Genomic DNA, 24003 nt, shown 5'->3' on the forward strand with positions numbered 1-24003 from the left:
CAAGATAGGGAAGGGGTGTGGGCACGTCAATGGGACCTGTGCGCGGGGACGTAAGGTCGACGGCGAGGAAGGGATGACGATGGGCGACTTCTGGCCCGTGCCGGACGTGCTGGCCCATCTCGCCGGGCGCTGGCGCGTGGAGCGCACCGTGCGGGATCTGGCGAGTGGCGAAGAGGGCCGTTTCGAAGGCGTCACCGCCTTCGGTCCGCTGACCGGAGGCGGGCTGCTGCACGAGGAGTCCGGCACGTTCACCTGGCAGGGCGTGACCCGTCCCGCCGCGCGGACCCTGCGCTTCCTGCCGGGCGGTTCACCGGGCACCGCGGACATCCGCTTCGCGGACGGGCGGCCCTTCCACGACCTGGACCTGACCTCCGGGCACCACGTCGCCGACCACCCCTGCTCCGCGGACCTCTACCGGGGCGAGTTCACCGTCCGGGACGAGGACCACTGGCGGACGGTATGGCGGGTCGGCGGCCCCGCGAAGGACCTCGTGCTGACCACCGACTACGCCCGCGCGCGCTGAGCCGACGACGCCCCGTCGAGGCGGAGGTTCCAGCGGCCCGCCCAGCCCGTGACGGTGGTCGTCGACAGGGGGCGGACGTCGATGTTCCAGTACGTCGAGGGCGGCGCCTTCAGGACGTACACGAGGGCGGCGCGGATCACCGAGGGCTCGGCCACGGCGACGATGCGGCCGCCGTCGTCGCCGGGGCGGGTGTCGAGCCAGCCGCCGACACGGGTGATGAACGCCAGCAGGGACTCGCCGCCGTGCGGTGCGGAGCGCGGGTCGGCGAGCCAGGCGTCCACCGACTGCGGCTCGCGGGCCATCGCCTCGCCGAGCGTGAACCCGCGCCAGCGGCCCATGTCGCAGTCCCGCAGGGCGAGCTGCACGAGCGGGGCGTAGCCCAGGGCGTCGCCGGTGGCACGACTGCGCGGCGTCGGCGAACAGTAGCGCAGGTCGGCCCCGGCCAGTGGCAGCAGCTCCCCCGCGGCACGCTGCACCTCGTCCCAGCCCGCCTGGTCCAGCGGCCGGACGTCATCGAAGCGCTCCGCGAGCAGCGGGGAGCTGCGCGCGGCGGCGACGAACGTGACCCGAAGTTGCATGCGGAGATGGTGTGCCTCGCCGGAACACAGGTCAAGGGGCGTTGCGTGGGAGTTACTGGAGGTTTGCAAATCCTTACCGGGAGGTCAGGACCTGTCGGACAAGTCGGACGAAAGCCGCGTCAATTCGTCATCAATTCGTGGTCAACTCGACTCTTCGGGCGTCTCGAAGTAGAGCGCCATCCACTGGTCCGGCCGTTCCAGCGGCGCGAAGCCGAGCTTCTCGTAGACCCCGTGCGCGTCGTGGGTCGCGAGCAGGACGCGCCGCACCCCGTACGGCCGCAGGTGTTCGCGCACTCCCCCGACCAGCGCCGTGCCGACCCCCTTCCCGCGCACCGACGGGTCGACGTACACATCGGCGAGCCAGGCGAACAGTGCCCGGTCGGTCACCACGCGCGCGTACGCCACCTGCTCCCCCGAGGCCGTCTCGTACACCCCGAAGTTGAGCGAGGACGCCATCGCGTGCTCGTGCTTCTCGCGGGGGCGCCCGATCGCCCAGTACGCGTCGGTCGACAGCCAGTGGTGGACGCGGTCGACGTCGACGCGATCGGTGTCGGCGGAGAACTCATAGCCCTCGGGCAGGTCGGGTGCATCGCTCATGCCGGGATCCTCCCAGGCCGGCCGGAGCGAGGGCGATCGAATTCACCGCGGGGCGCGGGTGTCGCCGGACGCCGGAGGGCTGGTCCCAGGCCTGTCCGGCGGATCATGCCGCAGACGCGGGGCCCGACACGTCCTCCCCCAAGCTCTTCGAGCAGGGGGACCTCCATGGCCCCGCTCACCTGAGTTGATGAGGCGCCGTTGCTTTCCTGCGACCTGATCCGCCGGACAGGCCCTACCGGAGCACCTCGTCGCAGGCCGCCCGCAGTCGTCGTACGCCCTCCGTGATCTCGCCCGTCCCGGCGACCGCCGCGAAGCTCAACCGGACGTGTGCGGCGGGGGGTTCGGCGCTGAAGTACGGGCGGCCGGGGGTGATCGCGACGCCCGCACGCAGGGCGGCCGCGGTCAGGGCGGAGTCGTCGGCACCGTCGGGGAGGCGGAGCCAGAGGTGGTAGCCGCCGGACGGGACGTGCGGCAGGGCGAGTTCGGGGAGGTGAAGGCGGAGCGCGCCGGTCATGACGTCGCGACGGGTCTTCAACTCGGCGGAGACGGTGCGCAGATGGCGCGGCCAGGCGGATGAGCCGACGAGTTCGAGTGCGGCCTCCTGGAGCGGGCGGGGGACGAAGAAGCTGTCGACGACCTGGATGGCCCTGAGCCTTTCCAGCACGGGACCGCGAGCCGCCAGGGCGCTCACCCGGAAACTGGGCGAGGTCGCCTTCGTCAGCGAGCCGACGTGGACGACGACACCGTCGGCGTTCTCGGGGTCCTCGGCCGCCAGCGGACGCGGCAGCGGGCCCGCGTCCGCGTGCACCAGCCGTCGTACGAAGTCGTCCTCGATCACGAAGGCGCCCGCGGCGCGGGCGATGCGCAGCACCTCTGCGCGCCGGCCGGGGGCGAGCACGGCGCCGGTCGGGTTCTGGAACAGGGGCTGGCAGACGAACACCCGGGCGCCGGTCGCCCGGAACGCGTCGGCGAGCAGCTCCGGCCTCACCCCGTCGGGGTCGACCGGCACGGGCACGGGGCGCAGTCCGGCCGCGCGGGCGATCGCCAGCATGCCCGGGTAGGTGGGTGACTCGACGAGCACCGGGGCGCCCGGCGGGGCGAGCGCGCGCAGGGCGGTGGCCAGCGCGGACTGGCCACCCGCGGCGATCAGCACCTCGGCCGCGCCGACGGAGCCGCCGATGCTCCGCGCGAACCACTCCCGCAGCTCGGGCAGCCCCTCCATGGGCGGCCGCCCCCAGGCGCCGGGGCGCCGCCCGGCCCGGGCCAGGGCCGCGGCCATGGCCCGTTCGGGCTGGAGCGAGGGATGCAGATAGCCGCCGCTGAGCTCCAGCACACCGGGCGGCGGGGCGGCGAGCGAGACCGTCACCCCCGAGGCGTCCACGGTGCGCGGTACGAGCTCGGCGGCGCCGTCGGCGCTGAGCGCGACCTCCTGCCAGGAGGTGTCCCCGGCAGGGGCGGGCGTGGCATGCGGCCGCGCGCGGAACGCTCCGGCGCCGGGGCGGGTGACCACCAGGCCCTCGGCCGCCAGCTGCGCCAAGGCGCGCGAGACGGTCACCGGGCTCACCCGGAACCGCTCGACGAGGGCGCGACTCGACGGGAGCTTTCCACCGGGCGAGTAGCGGTCAAGCTCCTGTCGCAGTCGGTTCGCCAGTTCGACGACACTGCTACTCTCTTGCATGAGAGCACAGAGTAGCGCTACTGCGCCGACTGCGATAGCGGTCACCACCCACCGGGAGCGCCCCGGCCTGGGCACGCTCCAGGCCGCCCTCGGCGTCACCGCCTTCTCCCTCACCTTCCCGGCCACCGCGTGGGGCCTGGAGGGCTTCGGGCCCTGGTCGCTGGTGGCCGTGCGCGGCGTCCTCGCGGCGGTGATCGCGGGCTGCTGTCTGCTCGCCCTGAAAGTGCCGCTGCCCGACCGCCGGCACTGGGCGGGTCTGGCCGTGGTCGCCGCCGGAGTGGTGTTCGGTTTCCCGCTGCTGACCACCCTCGCCCTGCAGACCTCCACCACCTCGCACGCCGCCGTCGTGGTGGGCCTGCTGCCGCTGACCACGGCGCTCTTCTCCACCCTGCGCACGGGCGTCCGGCCCTCCCGCACTTTCTGGACGGCGGCGCTGGCCGGCGCGGCCGCGGTGCTCGCCTTCACCGTGCAGCAGAGCGGCGGCGCGCTCACGGCCGCCGACGGCTATCTGTTCGGGGCGCTGCTGGTGTGCGCGGCCGGCTACACCGAGGGCGGCCGGCTGGCCCGGGTCATGCCGGGCTGGCAGGTCATCGGCTGGGCACTGGTGCTGTGTCTGCCGCTCAGCGTGCCGGCGGCCGCGCTGGCGCTGTCGTACGAACCCGTGCGGCTGACCGCGCACGGCGTGGCGGGACTGCTCTGGGTGGCGGTCGGCTCGCAGTTCCTCGGTCTCGTCGTCTGGTACCGCGGCATGGCGGCCATCGGCATTCCGAAGGCCAGCCAGTTGCAGTTGGCCCAGCCGCTGCTCACACTGGTGTGGTCGGTGCTGCTGCTGGGCGAGCACCTCACGGCGGCCGCTCCGCTGACTGCCGCAGCTGTGCTCGTGTGCATCGCCGTCACGCAACGATCGAGTTCGTGAGTTCATGAGGAGGCCCACAGATGCGCGCAACCGTGGGCGACCGCCTTGTCCAGCACGGCAGGGTGGTCGGTCAGCACGACCAGGTGAGCGAAGTCGTCGAAGTGATGGGCACGGAGGGCCATCCGCCCTACCGCGTCCGCTTCCCGGACGGGCACGAGGCCGTCATGTCCCCCGGTCCCGACTGCGAGGTGCGCCACCTGGACAAGGAGAAGTGATCAGCGTGGTGGACTCGCCGGCTGCCGGTAGTGGTCGGCGATCACCCGTGCCATCGCTCCGGCCGGGTCCTTCGTCACTTCCCGGGCGGAGAAGAAGACGTGCCCGCGCACCTGAGGGTGGGCGGCGGCAAGGGTGAGGTGTCGGGACAGCTCGGCCGGATCCTGCCAGGCCGGAGGCTCGCCCGCGGCACCCGCCTTGTACAGGGCCTCACCCACGTACAGCTTCGTCTTCGTCCCCTTGGCCACCTCCGCCCACCAGGGCACCAGCTCGGCGTAGTCGGCCCCGGCGAAGCCGATGTGCCAGTAGATCTGCGGGGCGATGTAGTCCACCCAGTGTTCGCGGACCCACCGGCGGGTGTCCGCGAACAGGTCGTCGTACGTCTGCACGCCCGCCCGGGTGGCGGAGCCCCGTGCGTCGTTCGTGGCGTTGCGCCACACCCCGAACGGGCTGACCCCGAACTGGGTGCCGGGCCGGATCCGCTCGATCCGCGCGGCGGTCTCCCGTACCAGCTTGTCGATGTTGTCACGGCGCCAGGCCGCACGGTTCACGAAGTCGCCGCCGTAGGTGTCGTACGCGGCGTCGTCGTCGAAGCTCTGGCCGGCCACCGGATACGGGTAGAAGTAGTCGTCGAAGTGGACGGCGTCGACCGGGTACTTCGACACGGCGTCGAGCATCGCGTCCTGGACGAAGGCGCGGACCGCGGGCAGGCCCGGGTTGTAGTAGAGCTTTCCGCCGTACGGCACCGCCCAGTGGGGGTGCTTGCGGGCCGGGTGGGAGGCGACGAGCTTGTCCGGGTCGGTGTGGTGGGCGATCCGGTACGGGTTGAACCAGGCGTGCAGTTGGAGGCCCCGGGCGTGGGCCTCCGTCACGGCGGTGCCCAGCGGGTCCCAGCCCGGGGCCCTGCCCTGGGTGCCGGTGAGGTACTCGGACCATGGCTCGTAGGCCGAGGGCCACAACGCGTCCGCCGTGGGCCGCACCTGGAAGATCACCGTGTTCAGCCGGTCGCGGACCGCCCGGTCGAGATGGGCGATCAGCTCGCCGCGCTGCTCGGCCGCGGACAGGCCCGGCCGCGAGGGCCAGTCGCGGTTCCTGACGGTCGCCAGCCACATGCCCCGCATCTCGGTGACCGCCTGCGGTTCGGGCGGTGCCGCCGCGGAACCCTGTGCCACAGCCAGCGTGGACAGCGCCGCCAGCGTGAACGCCCTGCGCGACACTTTCCCCATCCGGACCCCCCTTACGCTGCGGATCCACTTCGTCACGGATCGTCCCGCGCCCTAGGATGCCTCCACCCGGGCGATCGATCATCGATACTTGGGAGTAACGTGCACGATCGGAGCAGGCGCCGAACCCGGAGGTCCTGCCTGAGCCGGAGAACACCAGCGAAGGGAACGATGTGACCGACATCGAGCGCGTCGGAGTCGTGGGCTGCGGCCAGATGGGCGCGGGCATCGCCGAGGTCTGCGCCCGCGCGGGACTGGACGTGAAGGTCGCCGAGACCACCGGCGAGGCCCTGGAGTTCGGCCGCACCCGGCTGTTCACCTCCTTGGCCAAGGCCGCCGAGCGCGGCAAGATCACCGAGGAGGAGCGGGACGCGACGCTGGCGCGGCTGAGCTTCACCACCGACCTCGGCGAGTTCGCGGACCGCGACCTGGTCGTCGAGGCCGTCGTGGAGAACGAGCAGGTGAAGACGGAGATCTTCCAGGTGCTCGACCAGGTGGTGACGAGGCCGGACGCGATCCTGGCCTCCAACACCTCCTCCATCCCGCTGGTGAAGCTGGCGGTCGCCACCTCGCGCCCGGACCATGTCGTCGGCATCCACTTCTTCAACCCGGCCCCGGTGCAGAAGCTCGTCGAGCTGATCCCGGCGCTCACCACCTCAGAGGGCACGCTCAGCCGGGCCCAGCTCTTCGCCGAGAAGGTGCTCGGCAAGCACGCCATCCGCGCCCAGGACCGCTCCGGCTTCGTGGTCAACGCGCTGCTCGTGCCCTACCTGCTGTCCGCCATCCGCATGTTCGAGTCGGGCATCGCGGGCCGCGAGGACATCGACAACGGCATGGAGATGGGCTGCGCCCACCCGATGGGCCCGCTGAGGTTGTCCGACCTGATCGGCCTGGACACCATCGTCTCGATCGCCAACTCGATGTACGAGGAGTACAAGGAGCCGCTGTACGCCGCTCCCCCGCTGCTCCAGCGCATGGTCGAGGCGGGCCGGCTCGGCCGGAAGACCGGCTCGGGCTTCTACTCGTACTAGCCAGTACGGCGACGCCGCCAAGTGGCGCTGTTCAAGGGCGAATTCACCCGGACCAGCACCCACGGCGGCGCTGCCGTCGGATGACTCCCGCGGCGCCAACGCATGACGAGACCGTGAGCGTTCGTGCTGCTGAGTGACGTGTCGGCGCCCAGCAGCCGGGGGACGTACGCCGGCGTGAGTCGCCGGACACGGCGCGTGGGATCAGCGAGGCACGGCCGGTGTCGGTTGTCTCGCGGTATGCACGAAGTTATCGATCGGCATGCTCACTTCCGGATGCCGTGTCGGCCGGATCGCCGGTACAGCGCTGGGCCAGCCGGGACAGCAGCGCCGTCTGTTCGGGCCGGCGGCTCTTGACATAGGCGTATTGCCGTGTCGGTACACAGCCGCGGGACAGTTTCACCGTGTCCGAGCCGGTGGAGTAGTGGATGTGCGAGATGCCCTCGGCGAGTGCGACACGGAGCAACTCGTAGTACACGAGACCGAAATAGACCGGAAGCCGGCCTTGTGCCTCGTAGTCGAATCCGGCCTGGCGCGCGTAGATCTGTCCACCGTGGGTGAAGGTGAGGACGAAACCGATGACCTTGCCGTCAAGGTGTGCCGTCGTAATGCGCGCCGCGTCACCCGTGTTGGCCGCCACGCTGCGCAGCACGGTCAGGAACGCCTGCGCGTCCGCCTGGGTGCCGTGCTTGGCGTAGAGCTCCATCTCCAGGGGCGCCACTTCCTCGATCAGTTTCTCTGTGATGGGCTGGGTGCGGTAGGAGACTCCCGCGGCGGCCAGGACCTGCAGCTCCTTCCGGATCCTCGTGCGGCGCCGTGACCGCAAGCCCGCCAAGTAGCCCGTGAAGGTGCCGTCCTCGGGGACCTTGAGTGAGTAGGCCGTCTGGCCGGGCAGCGACACGTACTGCCGTTCCTCGAGAACGGAGCGCAGGTGGGTGTCGTCCTCGTCGACGTAGAGGAACGACACCGTCTCCAGACCCGTGCTCGACGCTTCCCGTTCGGCGGCGGCGACCACGGCGTGGAGGGCTTCGTGCTGGAGGCCATCGGGAACCGTGCCGTTCACGCCGGCCCTCGTGTGGGAGGGGTTGCGGCCCCCGCAGGCGAGGGCGGGCATCAGCTCGCCGGTCCACGGGGAGGATTGGCCAGTCACCTGCTGGTGGATGGCACCGACGACCCGACCGGGACTGCAGAAGACGTAGGGGGTATCGGCCGCCAGCGGGTAGGCCGGCAAGGCGGCGATCAGCTCGGGCCCCTGCGAGGCCGTGAAGTAGTACGGCGCCGTGACGGCGGTGGCCTGCGCATGCCGAAGCCAAGGGCTCGCCGAGTAGAAGCCCCGGGGGCCGAGCAGAGCGTCCCAGCGTGCCGTGTCAACCTGTTGGATGTCTCGTGAGCAGGTCACGTCCAGGGCCGCGGGGCGCGTCTCCAGCTCAGTCATCGCGACTCTCCTCGTCGGCGTATCGGGGGGTGAGCTGACCCAGCGCGGACTCGGCGCGGCGTACTGCGTCGCCCGTGGTGTCCCCGACCGCGACGACGTACCCGAGGAGGTCGAGATTGCTGTCGGCTGGGCGGACCTGATCACCCGGGTGAACTTCGAGGTCCACCTCGATCACGCCAGGGACCCGTCGAGCGAGGTCCACGCCTCCGATGCCGGCCAGGGTGCCGGACCGCCGGGCCGCAAGGTAGCGGGAGGCCGCGGCCCGGTCACGGGTGAAGGTGAGGTCGGCGGGCTGTCCCGTGTGCAGTCTGACGCACTCGCGCTGCAGGTAGACCCCGGTCGCCTCCCGGATGAGCTGAGTGATTTCCGCGCCGGCCATGCGTCCGTTCACCTCGACGATGCGGGGCCCGTCCGCGGTCACCTTGACCTCGACGTGCGCGGCACCGAAGTCGTGTCCGACCGCTTCCAGGGCCTGGCACGCCAGATCGGCGCACTGCTTGCGGACCGGCGCCGACAGCATTGAGGGGAAGGTGTCGCCCATCTCCACGAAGGCGGGATGGGGGCCGAGCGCCTTGTCCGTGACCCCCAGCACCCGTCGTTCGCCGTCCACCAGGACCGACTCCACGCTGACCTCGTAGCCGATGAGGTACTCCTCGACCAGCGCGCCCGGGCGGCGGGGTTGGCCGCGGAAGTCCGTGGGACGGGAGCTGATGTCCCGGTATGCGGCGAGCACTTCGGCGGGTGTACGGCACAGGGTGACGCCGATGCTCGCCGACTCGGTCATCGGCTTGACCACACATGGGTAGCCGAAGCGGTCGGCTGCGGCGAGAGCGCTGTCCTCGCTCGTCGCCTGGTGAAACCCGGGTACCGCGACTCCAGCCGCGTGGCAAGCACGTCGCATGAGCAGCTTGTCGCGGCAGTTCAGGGCGGCCTGCGGGGACAGCCCTGGCAGACCGAACCGAGTGGCCACCTCCGCGACGATGGGGAGGTTGTAGTCGGTGACTGTCATGACTCCGCGGAGGTGACCCTCGGCATGAAAGGGCTGCAGCGCCGCGGCGACCGCGTCGACACTGTTGGTGTCCGTCACGATGACGTCATCGACGTGCTTGGCAAAGATCTCCTCCGCCACGCTGACCACGCGGTAGCGGTCCGGCTCGTTGCTCACAAGCACGGTGCGGAAGCCCAGTTCGTGGGCCGCGCGGAGCGGGGTCAGCCCGAAGTTGGACAACTGGGTTTCGACGACGGCGAAGACACCGTGGGAGCTGCTCATGACTGTGGCTCTCCAGCGTTGTAGGACGGCGAGTGGTCCGCCTCGCGGGCGGCGACGGCGGATGTGATGGTGGTGCGGGCGGCGAGCGTCAGGACGAGCGCGGCGGCCGTGAACACGGCCGGCAGACCGAGCGCCCAGGCCGGGCCGAGGCCCTCGGCGATTACGCCTGTCAGCGCGGAACCCGCTGCCCCGCCGATCGCGATGAAGCTGCCGACACCGGCGAAGGCTTCGGTCATCCTGTGCTGAGGGGTCATCTCTCCGATGAGCTGGAACTCCTCCGCCCCGGTCGGGGCGATGGGAAGACCGCTGAGCACCAGCAGGGCCCCCAGCAGGACGAGGGCCCACGCCGGCGCGAGGCCCGCACGGTGCGCGACGGTGAAGATCGGCAGTGTGGCGAGGCCGGCAGTCAGGACGATCAGCAGCCTCAGGTAGCGGGCGAAGGTGCTCCCACCGGGGCTGCGGGCTCCGTAGACCAGCCCCCCGAGAACGCTGCCGGCGGACTGGAGCGCGACAAGGCTTCCGGCCAGTTCCGTCGCCGTTCCTTGAGCGTCCAGTGCCGCAGTCACCGCCACTGCCAGCGCGGTGGACAGGGCGGCAGTCAGGGAGATGGCCGCCAGCACGGCCAGTACTGCCGCGCCGCGCCGCCGGGACGGCACAGACGTGCTGCCCAGGGACTCCCGGGCCCGCGGTCGCTGCCGGCGCACGACGTCGGCCTGCCCGTATCCGAGCGCACCGGAACCCAGCAGCACCGCCGTGACCAGGAGGGCGTCCCGAGCGCCGGTCAACCACCCCAGGGCGCTGACCACTGATGGCCCGACGATGAAGAGCAGTTCACTGAGCGTCGCCTCGAACGCGTAGGCCCGCTTCCGCAGGTCCGCGTCCTCGGTGAGGCCGTTCCACAGGGCTCGCGCGGAGGCGCCCACCGGGGCGGTGGTCAGCCCCGCGGCGAACGCCGATGCGAGCAGGACTCTGGTGGGAGCCGACTGTGTCCCCAACGCGACAGCGGCCAGGAGGAGACCGGTCAGGGGGCCGGTGATACGCAGGACCGGCGTGGGGCTGCGCCGGTCCATCAGCCGGCCGATGACCGGGCTTCCCACGGCACTGCCGACGGCGTATGCCGCGCCGACGCTTCCGCCCGCGGCGAAGGAGTGCCCTGTCTGGACCACAGCCAGCAGCAGGGCGATCGGCACCATCGTTCCCGCCAGGCGTGCGAGCGCGCCAGGCACCGCTGCCGCGCTCGCACCCGGGAGCCTCATCAGCTCCGCGTAACCGCGGATCAAGGTGAGGTCCTCGCTGTGGTCGCCTGCCCCTCAGGGTCGGCAAGATGGAAGACGTCCGCGGTGGTCTCGGCCCGCCAGACGACCTCCTCCCGGTCCCCGTCGAGGGCGACAACGGGCCCCCTGGTCCGGATGAAGTTGTTGCTCCGGCCCAGCGAGTAGGCACCGGTGTCGTGGAGGCACAGCAGGTCGCCGACGGCAACGTCCTCGGGCAGGTCCGCCGCGGTGGCGTGGATGTCGTTCTCGTAGCACAGCGGGCCGGCCACCGACCAGTTGCGGGAGACCGGCGAGAACGCGCGGCCCACCGGGACCAGCCGGTGGACTTCCCCGGTGCCGGCCCACGGTGCCATGTTGTGACCGCCATCCAGGATCAGCCAGTTTGCCTCCGGCAGTTCCTTGCGCGACATCACCCGAGTCACCAGGACCATGGCGTCCGACACCAGCCAGCGACCCGGTTCGCAGGCGAGCGGCACTCCGTCCAGGTTCCGGTCCTGCATCAGCTTGTCCACGTCCGACAGCAGCGAGGCCAGATCCAGCACCGGCTCCTCGCCCTGCGCAGGATCGCCGCCCTGGAGGCTCCACAGCGCGGAAAGCGGTCCGGAGCGAGGGCGCCGGATACCCGGTACGCCGAACCCACCGCCGATGTTGACCTCGCTCAGCCCGAACCTCCTGTGGAGAGCGCCCGCCTCGTCCAGGACCCGCTCCAGAGCCGCGAGCATGAGGTCGTGGTGCAGGATCTGGGTGCTCAGGTGCGCATGGACGGCCGTCAGAGACAGATGCGGGCAGTCGGCGATCCGCTCGACAAGCCGGACGAGCTGGGGCGATCCAGCCGGCCAGCCGAACCGGGTGCGGCGGGCCGCCCGCTCCGCCTGGGCGCGGTAGGAGGGATCGGACGACGTCGAGACCGGTATGCCGGGTGATATTCGCAGCCCGACCTCGACTGTACGTCCGGTCTCGGCGGCCATCCGCTCCACGGCCTCGATCTCGTGCTCGGCGTCGATGTTGATCCGCACACCGTGCCTGAGGGCGGCCGCCATTTCGTCCTCGTACTTGACCGGGCCGTTGAACACCATCTTGGAAGCCGGGAAGCCGGCGGCGAGGGCCGCCTCCATCTCGTAGCCGGAGACGACGTCGGCGCCCATGCCGTGGCCGGCGAGCCGACGGCACAGATACGGTAGGTAGTTCGTCTTCACCGAGTAGTAGGCGCGTGCCGGCCTGGTCAGCGCGTTCAGCGCTTCCCGCAGATGATCGGCGGCCCGGTCGAGCCGCCGTACATCGAGTACCTGCGCCGGAGTGCCATGCCTGTCGGCCACCTGGACCAACCGGTCGTAGTCCCAGGCGGCCGGCTGCGCCGCGTCGGACGATTCCCGGCTCACGCTGCGCCTCCTTGTCCCGCGCCCTGCTGCGGCTGGGCGTACGGAGACGTGCCGGTGATGAGACGGAAACCCGCGTCGATGTGGTCCTGGTTCGCGAGGTCGGCATGGCGGCGCTGCCAGTCGCCGGAGGCGAGATCGTCGCGCAGGCGGGACACACCCCGCGCCACCGCCTCCGGGTCGGTCAGCGAGAAGGCCGAGCAGGCGCGGCGGATCTCGGGATCGAGGTACGCCTCCGGACGCGCCCAGAACGCGGTCATGAAGCCGTCGGTGAAGTCGCGCCAGACGGGCAGTTCGCTGATGTCGCACGGACCGAGCAGTGAGGTCAGGCGCTCCAGTGTCGGAACACGTGAGCGCTCCGCCTGTGCGATCTCCGGCACATAGTCCCGCGTGAACCAGTAGTCCGCCTGGACGTTCATGTCATAGGTGACGATGACGAAGCGGCGGGCGACGCGGAGCAGCTCCGTGATTCCGGCTTCCAGGTCCGACCAGTGGTGGACAGTGAGGACGGCCATGGCGGCGTCGAATGCCTGGTCGTCGAACGGCAGCGACTCCGCTCGGGCGATGACGCACGGAGCGGCGTCCGGAAGGCGCTGGCTCCGCATTTCCAGTGACGGCTCTACGGCCACGAGCTGCAAGTCGGTCGGCTCGTAGGCACCGGAACCGGCACCGAGGTTGAGGGCGGTGCGGGCATCGCCCAGCGCGGTGCGGATGATGTCGGCCCACCGCTTGTCCGGGCGGCGTACGGACGAGTATCCGATGCCGATGCGGTTGTAGTGCTCGGCCGTGCTGCGGTCAGGAAGGTCCGTGCTGGTGAGATCGAGGTGGGACATGTGCGCTCAGCCCTCACCGTTGCTCTTCAGGACCTCGGCCTCGTACTCATCGCCGTAACGTCGGTTGTCCCACGAGTTGACTGCTACCAGCCAGACGTCCCGGTGACCGCCCTCGTCGGTCAGGTGCTCGATGTCGGTGACGTGGTGGAACATGATCCGGTCGTCGAAGACGACGGCCTGACCGTCCTGCAGGGTGGTGCGGAAGAACGGTTCACCACCGCCGAGCGGCATCAACTGTGTCTCGCCACCGGAGATGTTGTGGCGCCGGGTGACGGCGACCATGCCGTAGTGATGGCCGTCGCGGTGAGGGCCCTCGGGAGCGGCTACACCTTCGACGTCGGGGGTTGAGACCACCCTGCACTGGTGGACGTTGAGCTGCCACTCCGTGTCCTTGTCCAGATCCAGCGCCTCTGCTCCGGCTGTGATCAGCGCGGAGGGGTCGACGGCCAGGGGCTCCAGCGTACGGAGCTGTCCGCCGACGAGGTCGTTGTACTGCCGGGGCTGGGCGAAGTGACGGTGCGGCAGAAGCTCCAGTCGCCACTCGCCGTCGTGGACGAGCCGGAACTGGGAGAATTGGCGGTAGCGCTGGGTGGATCCCGTGTAAGGGTCCAGCGGCAATTTCTCGAACTGCGCCAGGGATTCGTCGTCCAGCGGCGGAGTGTCGATGATGGCGAAGCCTTGTGGGTTCAGGCCCATGAAAGTCCCCCAATGCACGAGCCCCAGGAGCAACCTGGGGCCCCTCGAACGGTGGCGTGACTATAGGCAGACCCGATCGACCGGGGAAATGATCTTTATGGCGCGTTGTGACACCCGCAGTTCGACACACTGGAAGGTTAACGTTACGTAACTTCCCCATGAATCAGACCAGTTGACCGCAATCGGTGACTGAGCGTCATTTCTGGCGGCGGTGGTGGTCAACGCGTCGAGCATGTGGCGGATCTCGGGACGCCGTCCCGTTCCCAGGGGGTGGACAGCCCGGACGCGGCGATGGATTCGCGAGTACAGTCCCAGCCGATTACACAGGGTCACCCTTTGGCTCGGACGGGCCCGGCACCGGACTTCGGTGCCGGGCCCGCGTCTTTCACACACCGTGTGCGCGCCTGGCACGCATATGCCCTTCGCACACGCTCCCCACGCGTCCACCAGGCGAGTTGACTCTTCACGCGCATGCAAGGGACGAGAGACAACTACGGAAAGGAGCGGACTCGTGACCGCCGATCCCGAGCATCCCGTGGTCCATGGAGAACTCGCAGAGTTACGCCGACGCCTCGACGTGGCGTACGCCCGTGTCGAGGGTGGGCTGGCCCTGCTCACGCACCGCACGAAGGAGGCCGCCAAGGAACTGGAGGAGCTGAACACCCGCATGGTCTCGCTGGAACACTCACGCTGGCCGTTGCCCTCGGTCGCCGCGCTCACGGCCCTGGGAGCACTCGTCGTGACGATCTGGCAGGCACTGGCCCACTAAGCATCGGCGAGCCTGAGGTGATGCAGCAGGAGTAACGCGGCCGCCATGTTGGCGGCCGGGACCTCCCCACGGGCGATCATGTCCGGGACGAGCTTGAGGGGGACCCACTCCCGGCGGTCCGACTCGAAGTCGTCCACGGGATGCCCTACGTACTCGCCCTCGTCGGCCCAGTAGATGTGGTGCCGCGCGTCGGTGAGTCCGTTGGACGGCTCCACGCTGATGAGATGGTGCAGAGGCCCCGGCCGCCAGCCGGTCTCCTCTTCGAGTTCCCTGGCGGCCGCACGGGCGATGTCCTCACCGTCCTCCACGACGCCCGCGGCCAGTTCCCACCCCCAGCTGTCCGTGATGAAGCGGTGGCGCCACAGGAGGAGGACTTCGTTGGCCTCGTTCACCACCGTGGCCACGGCCACGGGCCGCAGCCGGATCAGGAAGTGGTCGAGGTGCCGGCCGTCCGGCAGCTCGACATCTGCGAGATTGACGCTGAACCAGCGGTTTTCATACACAGTTTGTTCGTTCTTTTTCGTCCACTGCACGGTTCTGCCACCTTCCGCCGAGTAAGTGGCAATATCGCAGCAGGGACTCCTCAGGCCTACCGGGCCTCTACAGCGGTACGCGCAGTGCGCCGTCGATGAGTTCGGCGGCTTCGGCGGTTCCGGCACCACCGCTGCGCACCAGGTGCTCGCGTACCGCACGGAGTCTGTCGCGCAGGCGCTGTGACTCCATTCCGCGGGCCTGCTCGGCCATCTGCACGGCCGTGGCCACCGCCTTGTCGGCATTGCCCTGGCGGAGTTCGATCGTGCTGAGCATGGCGAGCCGGTGCACCCGGCCCCGGTCGTGGGCGGGGTTGTCCACGGCTGCCGCGGCATGCACCCGGGCGGCCGCGAGTTCGCCGAGGCTGAGCAGCGCCTCGGCCACCTGGACGTTGACCAGACCCGGCTGGACATAGCCGGTCTCATCGGGTTCGTATCCGCGCCGGATGCGTTCGGCGGCCGTCTCGGCACGCCGGATGCAGGACAGCGCGCTCGTGCCGTCGCCGAGGTGGGCGTACGCCTTGGCCTGCATCGCGTACAGGTCCGAGGCGAGAGCGGGGGTGATGTGCTTGCCGGCGGTGCGCAGCGCGGCCTCGGCGAAGGCGACGGCCTGGCGGTACTCCCTCATGAACAGCGCCTGGTTGACGAGCAGCGCGATGACGTACGCCCCGAGTCCCCGGTCGCCGCTGGCCTTCGCCAGCCGCAGGGCCTGGTGGAAGTAGCGCTGGGCGAGGCCGTGCGCGTCGGAGTCGTACGCGCAGATGCCCGCGATCGCCACTAACCCGCCCGTGGCGCGGTGCAGTTGACGGCCCGTGGCGTCGGTGTAGCTGCCGCGCAGCAGCGGGGCCGCCTCGGCGTTGAGGAAGCCGACTATGCGGGTGCGCGTCGCTATGCCTCCGGCCTTGCGGTACATCTGCTCGTAGTGGGCACGGGCGGCACGCAGCATCTCGATGTCGGCCGAGGTGACCCGGTGTCTGCCACCGCGGGAGACGTCCACGTCCTCGGGCGGGTTCTCCCACTCCCACACCGGCATCACGGCCGGGGTGCCGGTGACGGCGGGCGCGCCCAGTATGTGCGGGCGCTGCTGTTCGTCGGAGCGCCACAGGGCGGTGGCGCGTTCCACGAAGCCGGACAGCGAGGTGCCGTTCGGCGTCGAGGGCTCGCCCGGGACGCCCAGGCCGATGTCGTCGAGCGTGACGGGCCGGTGCAGGCGGCCGGCCAGCACCTCGCAGATCAGGTCGGGTACCTGACCGCGCGGCCGCTGCCCCTTCAGCCACCGCGCCACGGCGGTGTGTTCGTAACGGAGCGCGAGACCCCGCGCCCGGCCCGCCTGGTTGACATGGGCGGCGAGACCGGCGTGCGAGATCCCGGCCTCGTCCAGGATCGCGTCGAGCAGAGTGTTGGGCTGCATGGATGCCCCCCGGGTGGCCTGGTGCCGTCAGACTAGTGCGGTTCCGTTCACACGGGGTGTGAAGCGAGTGCGCGAATCCAGGCTGTGCGCGCACTGTTGCGGAGAGTTTCCAAACGGTTGACTGAAATGCCTCGCAAGAGGCCGGCCGGGCCGCCGGCTCCCCCTCATACAGTGCGGTGGCCTGGCCGTCGGCTTCGGCCGGTCGACCAAGGAGTGGGATCTATCGGTTCGTTGTCGGCTGCGGGTTTGTGGGGGCTGGTCGCGCCCCCGCGGCGGAGTCGCATGTGTCACTGCCCCGCGCCCCTAAAGGTTCGTTGCACTTCAGCTGGTTTCGATCGTTCCTGAGGACCAGCACGGCAATGTCGTCGGTCGGGTCACCGCCTGTGTGCCGGAGCAGGGCGGTGAAGACCCTGCGCAGGATTGTCTGGGGTGAGGCCTGTTGGTCGCGGGTCGCCTCCGTCAGCACGGTCGGCAGAGAGAAGAACGTGCCGTGGGTGTCCCTCGCGTCCTCCGCGCCGTCCGTGTACAGGACCAGGGACTCGCCGAGGAGCAGGTGGCCGCAGCGTATGGCGGCCGGGTCTCGGGGCAGCGGGAACGGGCCGAGGGGCGGCAGGGGTTCGGCGCGGGCGAGGTGGTCGACGCCGTGGGCACTGAGCAGGTACGGCCAGGGGTGGCCGCAGTTGAGGGCGCGGAGCTCTCCGTCGCTGCGGATTTCCAGCAGGAGCACGGTGACGAATTCCTCGGCGGCCAGATGGTCGGGGTCCTGGCCACCGCAGGGGTGTTCCGCGCGGGCGCGTTCGCGCAGATGACGGGCGAACGCGCGCTCCAGGCGCCGTAGCACTGAGCCGAGTTCCGGCTCGTCGTGCGCCGCTTCGCGGAAGCTGCCCAGGACGGCGGCCACCGTGCCGATGGCGGGCAGTCCGTGGCCGCGCACGTCGCCGATCACGACCCGCACCCCGTGTTCGGTGGCGACCGCCTCGTACAGATCGCCGCCGATGGCCGCGCCGCGGTCGGCGGAGAGCTGGGCGGCGGCGAGGCCCAGGCCGTCGAGGCGCGGGGGCAGCGGCCGCAGCAGCACGCTCTGTGCGGCGCCCGCGACCTTGCGGACCTGCCTCAGCTCGCGCAGCGGCGCCCGGCGGACGTGGAATATCAGCCCGGTGCCGACCGCGAAGAACACGGCGCTGGTGACGATCCGCGCGCCGAGCCCGTCCTGCTGGGCCAGCGGGCAGCCGAACTTGAACGTGATCGCCACAGCACCCCACACCGTGGGCAGCCCCAGGGTGAGTACGCGGCGCAACGGCCGACGCTCGGGCTTCCGTACGGCGGGGCGGTCGCCCCCGCGGTCCGGGTGGCGGACGCTTCTCCGGCGGAACGTGCGGCAGGGCCGACGGGCACGGGTTCGGACCCATGCCCGCAGCGCCTGCCCCTCGGGTCCCCGTGAGTGCGTCCGGGGCCGCCTCCCGTGGGGGACCCCAGCCTTGATACGGATCATGCCGATGGCCCCCCATGTAGGCCCTGACAGAGCAGACGGACCGACCCCGAAAGGCCGGTCCGATTCTTGCGATGTCATGACTCGACACGGCCGGATCGCCCCGGGTTCTCACCCGAATGAGTGAGCATTCTCCGGCGCATGCATTTATGCAGGTCACAACTGAGAAGGGGGCGGGTCCGGAGTACCGGACCCGCCCCCTCCCGCGTCCTGGGATCACGCCCCGCGGAGCACCGCCCCGGTCCGCTCGGCGGCCAGCGCCACCGCCGCGTCACGGGCCGCGGAGGCCTCGTCCACGGTCAGCGTGCGGTCGGACGCGCGGAAGCGCAGCGCGTAGGCGAGCGACTTCTTGCCCTCGCCCAGCTGCTCGGCGCTCTCGTACACGTCGAACAGCCGGATGGCCTCCAGCAGGTCACCGGCCCCCTCGCGCAGCGCGGTCTCGACGTCCGCGTGCGGGACCGAGGTGTCGACGACCAGGGCGACGTCCTGCGTGGCGACCGGGAACGCGGAGATGCTCGGCGCCTGCGGGGTGCCGTCGCCGACCTCCTCCAGCGCGTCCAGGTCCAGCTCCATCGCGCTGGTGCGGTCGGGCAGGCCGAGGGCCTTCAGGACCCGCGGGTGCAGTTCACCCGCGTGGCCCACGACCCGCTCGGTGCCGTCGGTGACGATCACGAGCTCGGCGGTGCGGCCCGGGTGCCACGGACCGTACTGGCCCTTGCGGACGATCAGTTCGGCGCCCGCCTCACGGGCGACCGTGCGGGCGGCCTCGACCGCGTCCGCCCAGTCGGCCGGGCGGCCCTTGTCCCACCAGCCGGCCTGCTCGCGGGCGCCCGCGAGGACGACGGCGACGTGGCGCGGCTGCGCGGGCAGTGCGGCGTTCAGCCCGGCGAGCTCCTCGTCGGTCGGACGCCGGTCGACGGGCAGGTTCGCGGCGGCCTTCTGCTCCTCGCGCGGGAGGAAGACCAGGCCGGTCTCGAACAGCGCCAGGTCGTGCGTGCCGCGGCCGTCGTTGCGGCGCAGCGCGCCGAGCAGACCCGGCAGCAGTGACGTACGGAGCGCGGGCTCCTCGTCGTTGAGCGGGTTCGTCAGCTTCACGACGCGACGGGCCGGGTCGTCGGCGTCCAGGCCGAACTGGTCGAAGACCTGCTCGGCGATGAACGGGTAGTTCGGCGCCTCGACGTAACCCGCGCCCGCCAGGGCACGGCCGACGCGGCGGTGCAGACGCTGCCGGTGGGTCAGGCCGCGGCCCGAGGGGAGCTTGGGCAGCGTGGAGGGCAGGTTCTCGTAGCCCTCCAGGCGGATGACCTCCTCCGCCAGGTCGTTCGCCTCGACGAGGTCGGGCCGCCAGGACGGGACGGTGACGATCAGCTCGTCCTGCCCGTACACGTCGCAGCCGATCTCCTGGAGCCGCCGTACGACGGTCTCGCGGCCGTACTCGACACCCGCCACCTTGTCCGGGTGGTCGGCCGGCGCGGTGATGGTGTGCGGCGCGGAGGGGGCGATGACCTCGGTGACACCCGCGTCCGCGGTACCGCCCGCGAGCAGCACCAGCAGGTCGACCGTGCGCTGGGCGGCCGCGGAGGCCGCCTGCGGGTCGACACCGCGCTCGAAGCGCTTGGACGCCTCGGAGGACAGCTTGTGGCGGCGGGCCGTGCGGGCGATCGCGATCTGGTCGAAGTGCGCGGCCTCGATGACGACCTCGGTGCTCGCGTTCTCGACGTCGTCGTGGTCGGCGATCTCGGTGTTCGCGCCGCCCATGACACCGGCCAGGCCGATCGGGCCGCGGTCGTCGGTGATCACCAGGTCCTCGGCGTGCAGCTTGCGCTCGACGCCGTCGAGGGTGACGAGCTTCTCGCCCTCCTGCGCGCGGCGCACGCCGATGGTGCCCTGGACGAGGTTGCGGTCGTAGGCGTGCAGCGGCTGGCCGAGCTCCATCATCACGTAGTTGGTGATGTCGACGGCGAGCGAGATCGGGCGCATGCCGACCTTCTGCAGACGGCGCTGCAGCCAGATCGGGGAGCGCGCCTCCGGGTCCAGGCCGGTGACGGTGCGGGCGGTGAAGCGGTCGCAGCCCATGGGGTCCGAGACCTGGACCGGGTAGCCGAAGGCGTTCGGGCCGGGCACGTCGATGAGCGCCGGGTCGCGCAGCGGCAGGCCGTAGGCGATGGCGGTCTCGCGGGCGACACCGCGGATCGACAGACAGTCGCCGCGGTTGGCGGTGACGGCGATGTCGAGGACCTCGTCGACCAGCTCCAGGAGCTCGATCGCGTCCTTGCCGACCTCGGTCTCCGGGGGCAGCACGATGATGCCGTGGCTGCCGTCGTCGCCCATGCCCAGCTCACCGGTGGAGCAGATCATGCCGTGGGACGTCCTGCCGTACGTCTTGCGCGCGGCGATCTCGAAGCCGCCGGGCAGCACGGCACCGGGGAGGACCACGACGACCTTGTCGCCGACCTGGAAGTTACGGGCGCCGCAGATGAGCTCCTGGGGCTCGCCGGTGCCGTTGGCATCGCCGACGTCGACGGTGCAGAAGCGGATCGGCTTCTTGAACTCCGTCAGCTCCTCGATGGTGAGCACCTGGCCCACGACCAGCGGGCCCTTGAGGTCGGCACCGAGGTGCTCGACGGTCTCCACCTCAAGACCCGATGAAATGATCTTGGCCTGGACGTCACGGCCGGTCTCCGTCGCCGGCAGGTCGACGTACTCCCGCAGCCAAGAAAGCGGGACCCGCATCAGATCTCCATCCCGAACGGCCGGGTGAACCGGACGTCACCCTCGACCATGTCTCGCATGTCTTCGACGTTGTGGCGGAACATCAGCATCCGCTCGATGCCGAACCCGAAGGCGAATCCGCTGTACTTCTCCGGGTCGACGCCGCAGGCGGCCAGCACCTTCGGGTTGACCATGCCGCAGCCGCCCAGCTCGATCCAGCCCTCGCTGGAGCAGGTCCGGCAGGGGCGGTCGGGGTTGCCGACGGACTCGCCGCGGCAGACGTAGCACACCATGTCCATCTCGGCGGACGGCTCGGTGAACGGGAAGAAGTTCGGCCGCAGCCGGGTCTTCATGTCCTCACCGAACAGGGCCTGGACCATGTGGTCCAGGGTGCCCTTGAGGTCGGCCATGGTCAGGCCCTCGTCGACGGCGAGCAGCTCGACCTGGTGGAAGACCGGGGTGTGCGTGGCGTCCAGCTCGTCGGTGCGGTACACGCGGCCGGGGCAGATCACGTACACGGGCAGCTCGCGGTCGAGCAGCGAGCGGATCTGCACGGGCGAGGTGTGGGTGCGCAGCACGACGCCGGACTCGGTGCCGCCCTGGGGGCCCTGCACGAAGAACGTGTCGGCCTCGCCGCGGGCCGGGTGGTCCGGGCCGATGTTGAGGGCGTCGAAGTTGAACCACTCGGCCTCGACCTGGGGGCCCTCGGCGACCTCGTAGCCCATGGCGACGAAGACGTCCTCGATGCGCTCGGAGAGCGTGGTCAGCGGGTGGCGGGCGCCGGCCGGTACACGGTCGTACGGCAGCGTGACGTCCACCGCCTCCTCGACCAGCACGCGGGCGTCGCGCTCGGCCTCCAGCTCGGCCTGGCGGGCGGCGAGGCCCTTGTTCACCGCTCCGCGTGCCTGACCGACCACCTTGCCGGCGGCGGCCTTGGCGTGCGGGGGCAGGGCGCCGATCTCGCGGTTGGCGAGGGCGAGCGGGGAGGTGCCGCCGGTGTGGGCGACCTTGGCCTCCTGGAGCGCATGGAGGGAGTCCGCGGCGGCGAAGGCGGCGAGCGCCTCGTCCCGCATGCGCTCGATCTCTTCCGGTTTCAACGCCTCGACCTCGACAGGGTCGTACGACTTATTCGGTGCCGACATCTCTTCCCGTGCTTCCGATTGGCTGGCGGATGGTCCCCGTGACCGGTTCAGGGCCGTGTGCAGGACACAAAGGTGCCAAAGGCCGAGTCTAACGGGGTGGAGGTGTACGAATGCGCCCGTGGGCCGTCAGGCGAGATACGCCGGGGCGCCCACGGGCAACGTAAATCGGAACTCAGCGCCGCCTGCGGGGGCGCGGCCGACCGTGATGGTGCCGCCGTGAGCTTCGACGATGCCCTTGACGATATAGAGCCCGAGGCCCGTGCCGCCGCGCTTGCTGCCCCGCCAGAAGCGGGTGAAGACGCGGTTCATGGACTCCTCCGGGATGCCGGGCCCCTCGTCGCTCACCGTGACCGACGTACCGACGTCCTCTCCCTCCCGGGGGGACGCCGACGGCGTGACGTCAATCGTGACGGTTCCCTCGCCGTGCCGCACGGCATTTTCCAGCAGGTTGCTGAGGACCTGGTCGACCTTGTCGGGGTCGGCCCACAGGTCGGGCAGCGGCTGCTCGATGCGCAGCAGGAACCGGTCGGCCGGCTGCCCGGCCGCGACGTACGCCTGGATGTGCCGCCCGACGGCCGCGCCCATGTCCACGGGCTGGCGGCGCACCTCCAGCCGTCCCGAGTCGATGCGGGAGATGTCCAGGAGCTCGGCGATCAGCCGGGTGACCCGGTCGGCGTCGGCGTCGACGGTCTCCAGCATCAGCCGCTTCTGGTCGTCCGTGAACCGTTCCCACTTGGCGAGCAGTGTGGCGGTGAAGCCCTTGACCGAGGTGAGCGGGGAGCGCAGCTCGTGGGCGACCGTGGCTATCAGCTCGGCGTGGCTGCGCTCGGTGCGGCGCCGTGCCTCGGTGTCGCGCAGGGACACGACGACGCGGCGGACCGGCCCGGTGGGCACGGTCCGGACGTAGCGGGCCGACACGAGGACCTCCCGCCCTCCGGGCAGCAGCAGGTTGCGCTCGGGCTGTCCCACCCGGATGGCGAGCCCGCCGTACGGATCGGTGAGCTGCCACCAGCGCCGCCCCTCCAGGTCCTCCAGGGGCAGGGCCTTCTCCAGACGGCGGCCGAGGGCGTCGGCCGGGGAGACGGCGGTGATGCGGGCGGCCGCGGCGTTGAAGCAGATGACGTGCCCGTGCTCGTCGGCGACCACGAGGCCGTCGGGCAGTTCGTCGGGGTCGATGCCGAGTCCGGCGAGATCACCGTGCCGGGGCGCGGGGACACGGCGTACATCACGCTCTCCCGGCGCACTGCTCGTGCCGACACTCATCCCCGCACTCCACCTCTCAGTCGGCATGGGGGTCCCCCTGCTCGCGCGCAGCCGAGAGCTCGAGGGAAGGCCCCCGAGCTGGTCACCCTACTAGCTCTCGGTGACGGAGCGGCACCCTCCGGAGGCGCGCTGTGCACGGGCCGACGCGTAGAGACATACGGCGGCGGCGGTGGCCAGGTTCAGACTCTCGGCCTTTCCGTGGATCGGGACACGCACGACGGCGTCCGCCAGCGCGCGCGTCTCCTCCGGGAGCCCCCAGGCCTCGTTCCCGAACACCCAGGCGGTGGGCCCGCCCATGGTCCCCTTGTCGAGTTCGTCGTCGAGGTCGTCGGTACCGGCCCCGTCGGCGGCGAGGATGCGCACGCCGGCCTCCTTGAGGCCCTCGACGGCCTGCTCGACGGGGACGCCGACGGCGACGGGCAGATGGAACAGCGAGCCCACGGAGGCACGGACGGCCTTGGGGTTGTACAGGTCGACGGAGGCGTCGGTGAGGACGACCGCCTCGGCGCCCGCGGCGTCGGCGCAGCGCAGCACGGTGCCGGCGTTGCCGGGGTCCCGTACGTGCGCGAGGACGGCGACGAGCTTGGGGCGGGCCTTGAGGATGTCCTCGAAGCCCGTGTCGAGGAACCGGCACACTCCGACGAGCCCCTGCGGGGTGACGGTGGTGGAGATGTCGGCGATCACTTCTTCGGAGGCGAGGTGGACCCGGGCCCCGGCGGTCCGGGCCTCCCCCACGATGTCGGCGTACCGCTCCGCGGCCTCGACGGTGGCGAACAGCTCGACGAGCGTGGCGGCTCCGTCCACACGGTGCGCCGCCGCCTCCCGCACGGCCTGCGGCCCCTCCGCGAGGAAGAGCCGGTCCTTGCCCCGGAAGTTCCGCCTGGCCAGCCGCCGGGCGGCGGCCACGCGCGCGGAGCGGGCGGAGATCAGCTCGGGGGTGGCGGGGGGCATGGGGTTCACCTTCGGAAGCTCAGTTGTTCTTGAACGGTGCGGAGGTCCCCCTGCCCGGAGAGCCCGGGGGAGCACCGTTGCGGCAACAGCAGGACC

22 protein-coding genes are annotated in these 24003 nt (G+C 70.8%); 5 read left to right on the forward strand and 17 right to left on the reverse strand.

Annotation, left to right across the window (positions count from 1 at the left end; genetic code table 11):
• Nucleotides 1–79 precede the first annotated feature (79 nt).
• Nucleotides 80–523 (forward strand): DUF6314 family protein, encoded by a 444-nt coding sequence (locus tag ACIPSA_RS21385; RefSeq protein ID WP_402637278.1) that lies wholly within the window; start codon nt 80–82, stop codon nt 521–523.
• On the opposite strand, the gene ACIPSA_RS21390 is transcribed toward ACIPSA_RS21385, so the two are convergent.
• The 3 genes from ACIPSA_RS21390 to ACIPSA_RS21400 all read right to left on the reverse strand — a co-directional run bounded on the left by ACIPSA_RS21390 (nt 505) and on the right by ACIPSA_RS21400 (nt 3376).
• Nucleotides 505–1101, reverse strand: coding sequence for a histidine phosphatase family protein (locus ACIPSA_RS21390; protein ID WP_402637280.1), 597 nt, complete (start codon nt 1099–1101; stop codon nt 505–507). The two genes, ACIPSA_RS21385 and ACIPSA_RS21390, sit on opposite strands and share 19 nt — an antisense overlap.
• Nucleotides 1102–1242: 141 nt before the next feature.
• Complete coding sequence (locus ACIPSA_RS21395; protein ID WP_402637282.1) at nt 1243–1698, reverse strand: GNAT family N-acetyltransferase; 456 nt, start codon at nt 1696–1698, stop codon at nt 1243–1245.
• A 232-nt stretch (nt 1699–1930) separates the two neighbouring features.
• Nucleotides 1931–3376 (reverse strand): PLP-dependent aminotransferase family protein, encoded by a 1446-nt coding sequence (locus tag ACIPSA_RS21400; protein WP_402637284.1) that lies wholly within the window; start codon nt 3374–3376, stop codon nt 1931–1933.
• On the opposite strand from ACIPSA_RS21400, the gene ACIPSA_RS21405 reads away from it, so the two are divergent.
• Together ACIPSA_RS21405 and ACIPSA_RS21410 are read left to right on the forward strand one after the other, a co-directional pair.
• Complete coding sequence (locus ACIPSA_RS21405; protein WP_402637286.1) at nt 3375–4292, forward strand: DMT family transporter; 918 nt, start codon at nt 3375–3377, stop codon at nt 4290–4292. The genes ACIPSA_RS21400 and ACIPSA_RS21405 overlap by 2 nt on opposite strands.
• Nucleotides 4293–4312: 20 nt before the next feature.
• The gene (locus ACIPSA_RS21410) at nt 4313–4507 is read left to right on the forward strand and encodes a DUF1918 domain-containing protein (RefSeq protein WP_402637288.1); all 195 of its coding nucleotides are present in this window, start codon (nt 4313–4315) and stop codon (nt 4505–4507) included.
• Here the strand turns inward: ACIPSA_RS21410 and ACIPSA_RS21415 are convergent, their stop codons facing one another.
• On the reverse strand, nt 4508–5731 hold the full coding sequence (locus ACIPSA_RS21415; RefSeq protein ID WP_402637290.1) for a glycoside hydrolase family 10 protein: 1224 nt from the start codon (nt 5729–5731) through the stop codon (nt 4508–4510).
• Nucleotides 5732–5901: 170 nt separating this feature from the next.
• On the opposite strand from ACIPSA_RS21415, the gene ACIPSA_RS21420 reads away from it, so the two are divergent.
• The gene (locus ACIPSA_RS21420; protein ID WP_402637292.1) at nt 5902–6759 is read left to right on the forward strand and encodes a 3-hydroxybutyryl-CoA dehydrogenase; all 858 of its coding nucleotides are present in this window, start codon (nt 5902–5904) and stop codon (nt 6757–6759) included.
• Nucleotides 6760–7006: 247 nt separating this feature from the next.
• Here ACIPSA_RS21420 and ACIPSA_RS21425 read toward each other — a convergent pair whose 3' ends face one another.
• From ACIPSA_RS21425 to ACIPSA_RS21450, 6 genes are read right to left on the reverse strand one after another with little or no spacing between them, the layout of a single operon-like run.
• Nucleotides 7007–8191, reverse strand: coding sequence for a GNAT family N-acetyltransferase (locus tag ACIPSA_RS21425; protein ID WP_402637294.1), 1185 nt, complete (start codon nt 8189–8191; stop codon nt 7007–7009).
• Nucleotides 8184–9461 carry an ATP-grasp domain-containing protein gene (locus ACIPSA_RS21430; RefSeq protein ID WP_402637296.1) on the reverse strand — a complete coding sequence of 426 codons (1278 nt, stop codon included), beginning with the start codon at nt 9459–9461 and terminating at the stop codon, nt 8184–8186. Before ACIPSA_RS21430 ends, ACIPSA_RS21425 begins: the two co-directional genes overlap by 8 nt.
• Nucleotides 9458–10741: an MFS transporter gene (locus ACIPSA_RS21435; RefSeq protein ID WP_402637298.1), complete on the reverse strand. Its 1284-nt coding sequence runs from the start codon at nt 10739–10741 to the stop codon at nt 9458–9460. The genes ACIPSA_RS21430 and ACIPSA_RS21435 overlap by 4 nt, the downstream gene beginning before the upstream one ends.
• Entirely contained in the window at nt 10738–12114 is a 1377-nt protein-coding gene (locus ACIPSA_RS21440) for a diaminopimelate decarboxylase family protein (protein ID WP_402637300.1), read from the reverse strand. The genes ACIPSA_RS21435 and ACIPSA_RS21440 overlap by 4 nt, the downstream gene beginning before the upstream one ends.
• Complete coding sequence (locus ACIPSA_RS21445) at nt 12111–12944, reverse strand: class I SAM-dependent methyltransferase (RefSeq protein ID WP_402637302.1); 834 nt, start codon at nt 12942–12944, stop codon at nt 12111–12113. Before ACIPSA_RS21445 ends, ACIPSA_RS21440 begins: the two co-directional genes overlap by 4 nt.
• A 6-nt stretch (nt 12945–12950) precedes the next feature.
• On the reverse strand, nt 12951–13640 hold the full coding sequence (locus ACIPSA_RS21450; RefSeq protein WP_402637304.1) for a 2OG-Fe dioxygenase family protein: 690 nt from the start codon (nt 13638–13640) through the stop codon (nt 12951–12953).
• A gap of 511 nt (nt 13641–14151) precedes the next feature.
• Here ACIPSA_RS21450 and ACIPSA_RS21455 point away from each other — a divergent pair.
• A complete protein-coding gene (locus ACIPSA_RS21455; protein ID WP_402637306.1) occupies nt 14152–14409 on the forward strand; it encodes a hypothetical protein in 258 nt (85 codons plus the stop codon).
• Here ACIPSA_RS21455 and ACIPSA_RS21460 read toward each other — a convergent pair.
• From ACIPSA_RS21460 to ACIPSA_RS21490, 7 genes are all read right to left on the reverse strand, one after another.
• Complete coding sequence (locus ACIPSA_RS21460; protein ID WP_402637308.1) at nt 14406–14942, reverse strand: NUDIX hydrolase; 537 nt, start codon at nt 14940–14942, stop codon at nt 14406–14408. The genes ACIPSA_RS21455 and ACIPSA_RS21460 overlap by 4 nt on opposite strands.
• Nucleotides 14943–15009: 67 nt before the next feature.
• Entirely contained in the window at nt 15010–16350 is a 1341-nt protein-coding gene (locus ACIPSA_RS21465) for a transcriptional regulator (RefSeq protein ID WP_402637310.1), read from the reverse strand.
• Nucleotides 16351–16570: 220 nt separating this feature from the next.
• A complete protein-coding gene (locus ACIPSA_RS21470) occupies nt 16571–17647 on the reverse strand; it encodes a PP2C family protein-serine/threonine phosphatase (RefSeq protein WP_402637312.1) in 1077 nt (358 codons plus the stop codon).
• Between the two features lie 408 nt (nt 17648–18055).
• The gene (gene pheT, locus ACIPSA_RS21475; protein ID WP_402637314.1) at nt 18056–20572 is read right to left on the reverse strand and encodes a phenylalanine--tRNA ligase subunit beta; all 2517 of its coding nucleotides are present in this window, start codon (nt 20570–20572) and stop codon (nt 18056–18058) included.
• Nucleotides 20572–21693 (reverse strand): phenylalanine--tRNA ligase subunit alpha, encoded by a 1122-nt coding sequence (gene pheS, locus ACIPSA_RS21480; protein WP_402637317.1) that lies wholly within the window; start codon nt 21691–21693, stop codon nt 20572–20574. Before pheS ends, pheT begins: the two co-directional genes overlap by 1 nt.
• A 126-nt stretch (nt 21694–21819) precedes the next feature.
• Nucleotides 21820–22956 carry an ATP-binding protein gene (locus ACIPSA_RS21485; protein WP_402637319.1) on the reverse strand — a complete coding sequence of 379 codons (1137 nt, stop codon included), beginning with the start codon at nt 22954–22956 and terminating at the stop codon, nt 21820–21822.
• Nucleotides 22957–23046: 90 nt separating this feature from the next.
• Nucleotides 23047–23907, reverse strand: coding sequence for a TrmH family RNA methyltransferase (locus tag ACIPSA_RS21490; RefSeq protein ID WP_402637321.1), 861 nt, complete (start codon nt 23905–23907; stop codon nt 23047–23049).
• Between the last annotated feature and the right edge of the window lie 96 nt (nt 23908–24003).

Origin of the sequence: Streptomyces sp. NPDC086549, assembly GCF_044746205.1 — a bacterium.
In the GTDB taxonomy this organism is placed as follows: domain Bacteria; phylum Actinomycetota; class Actinomycetes; order Streptomycetales; family Streptomycetaceae; genus Streptomyces.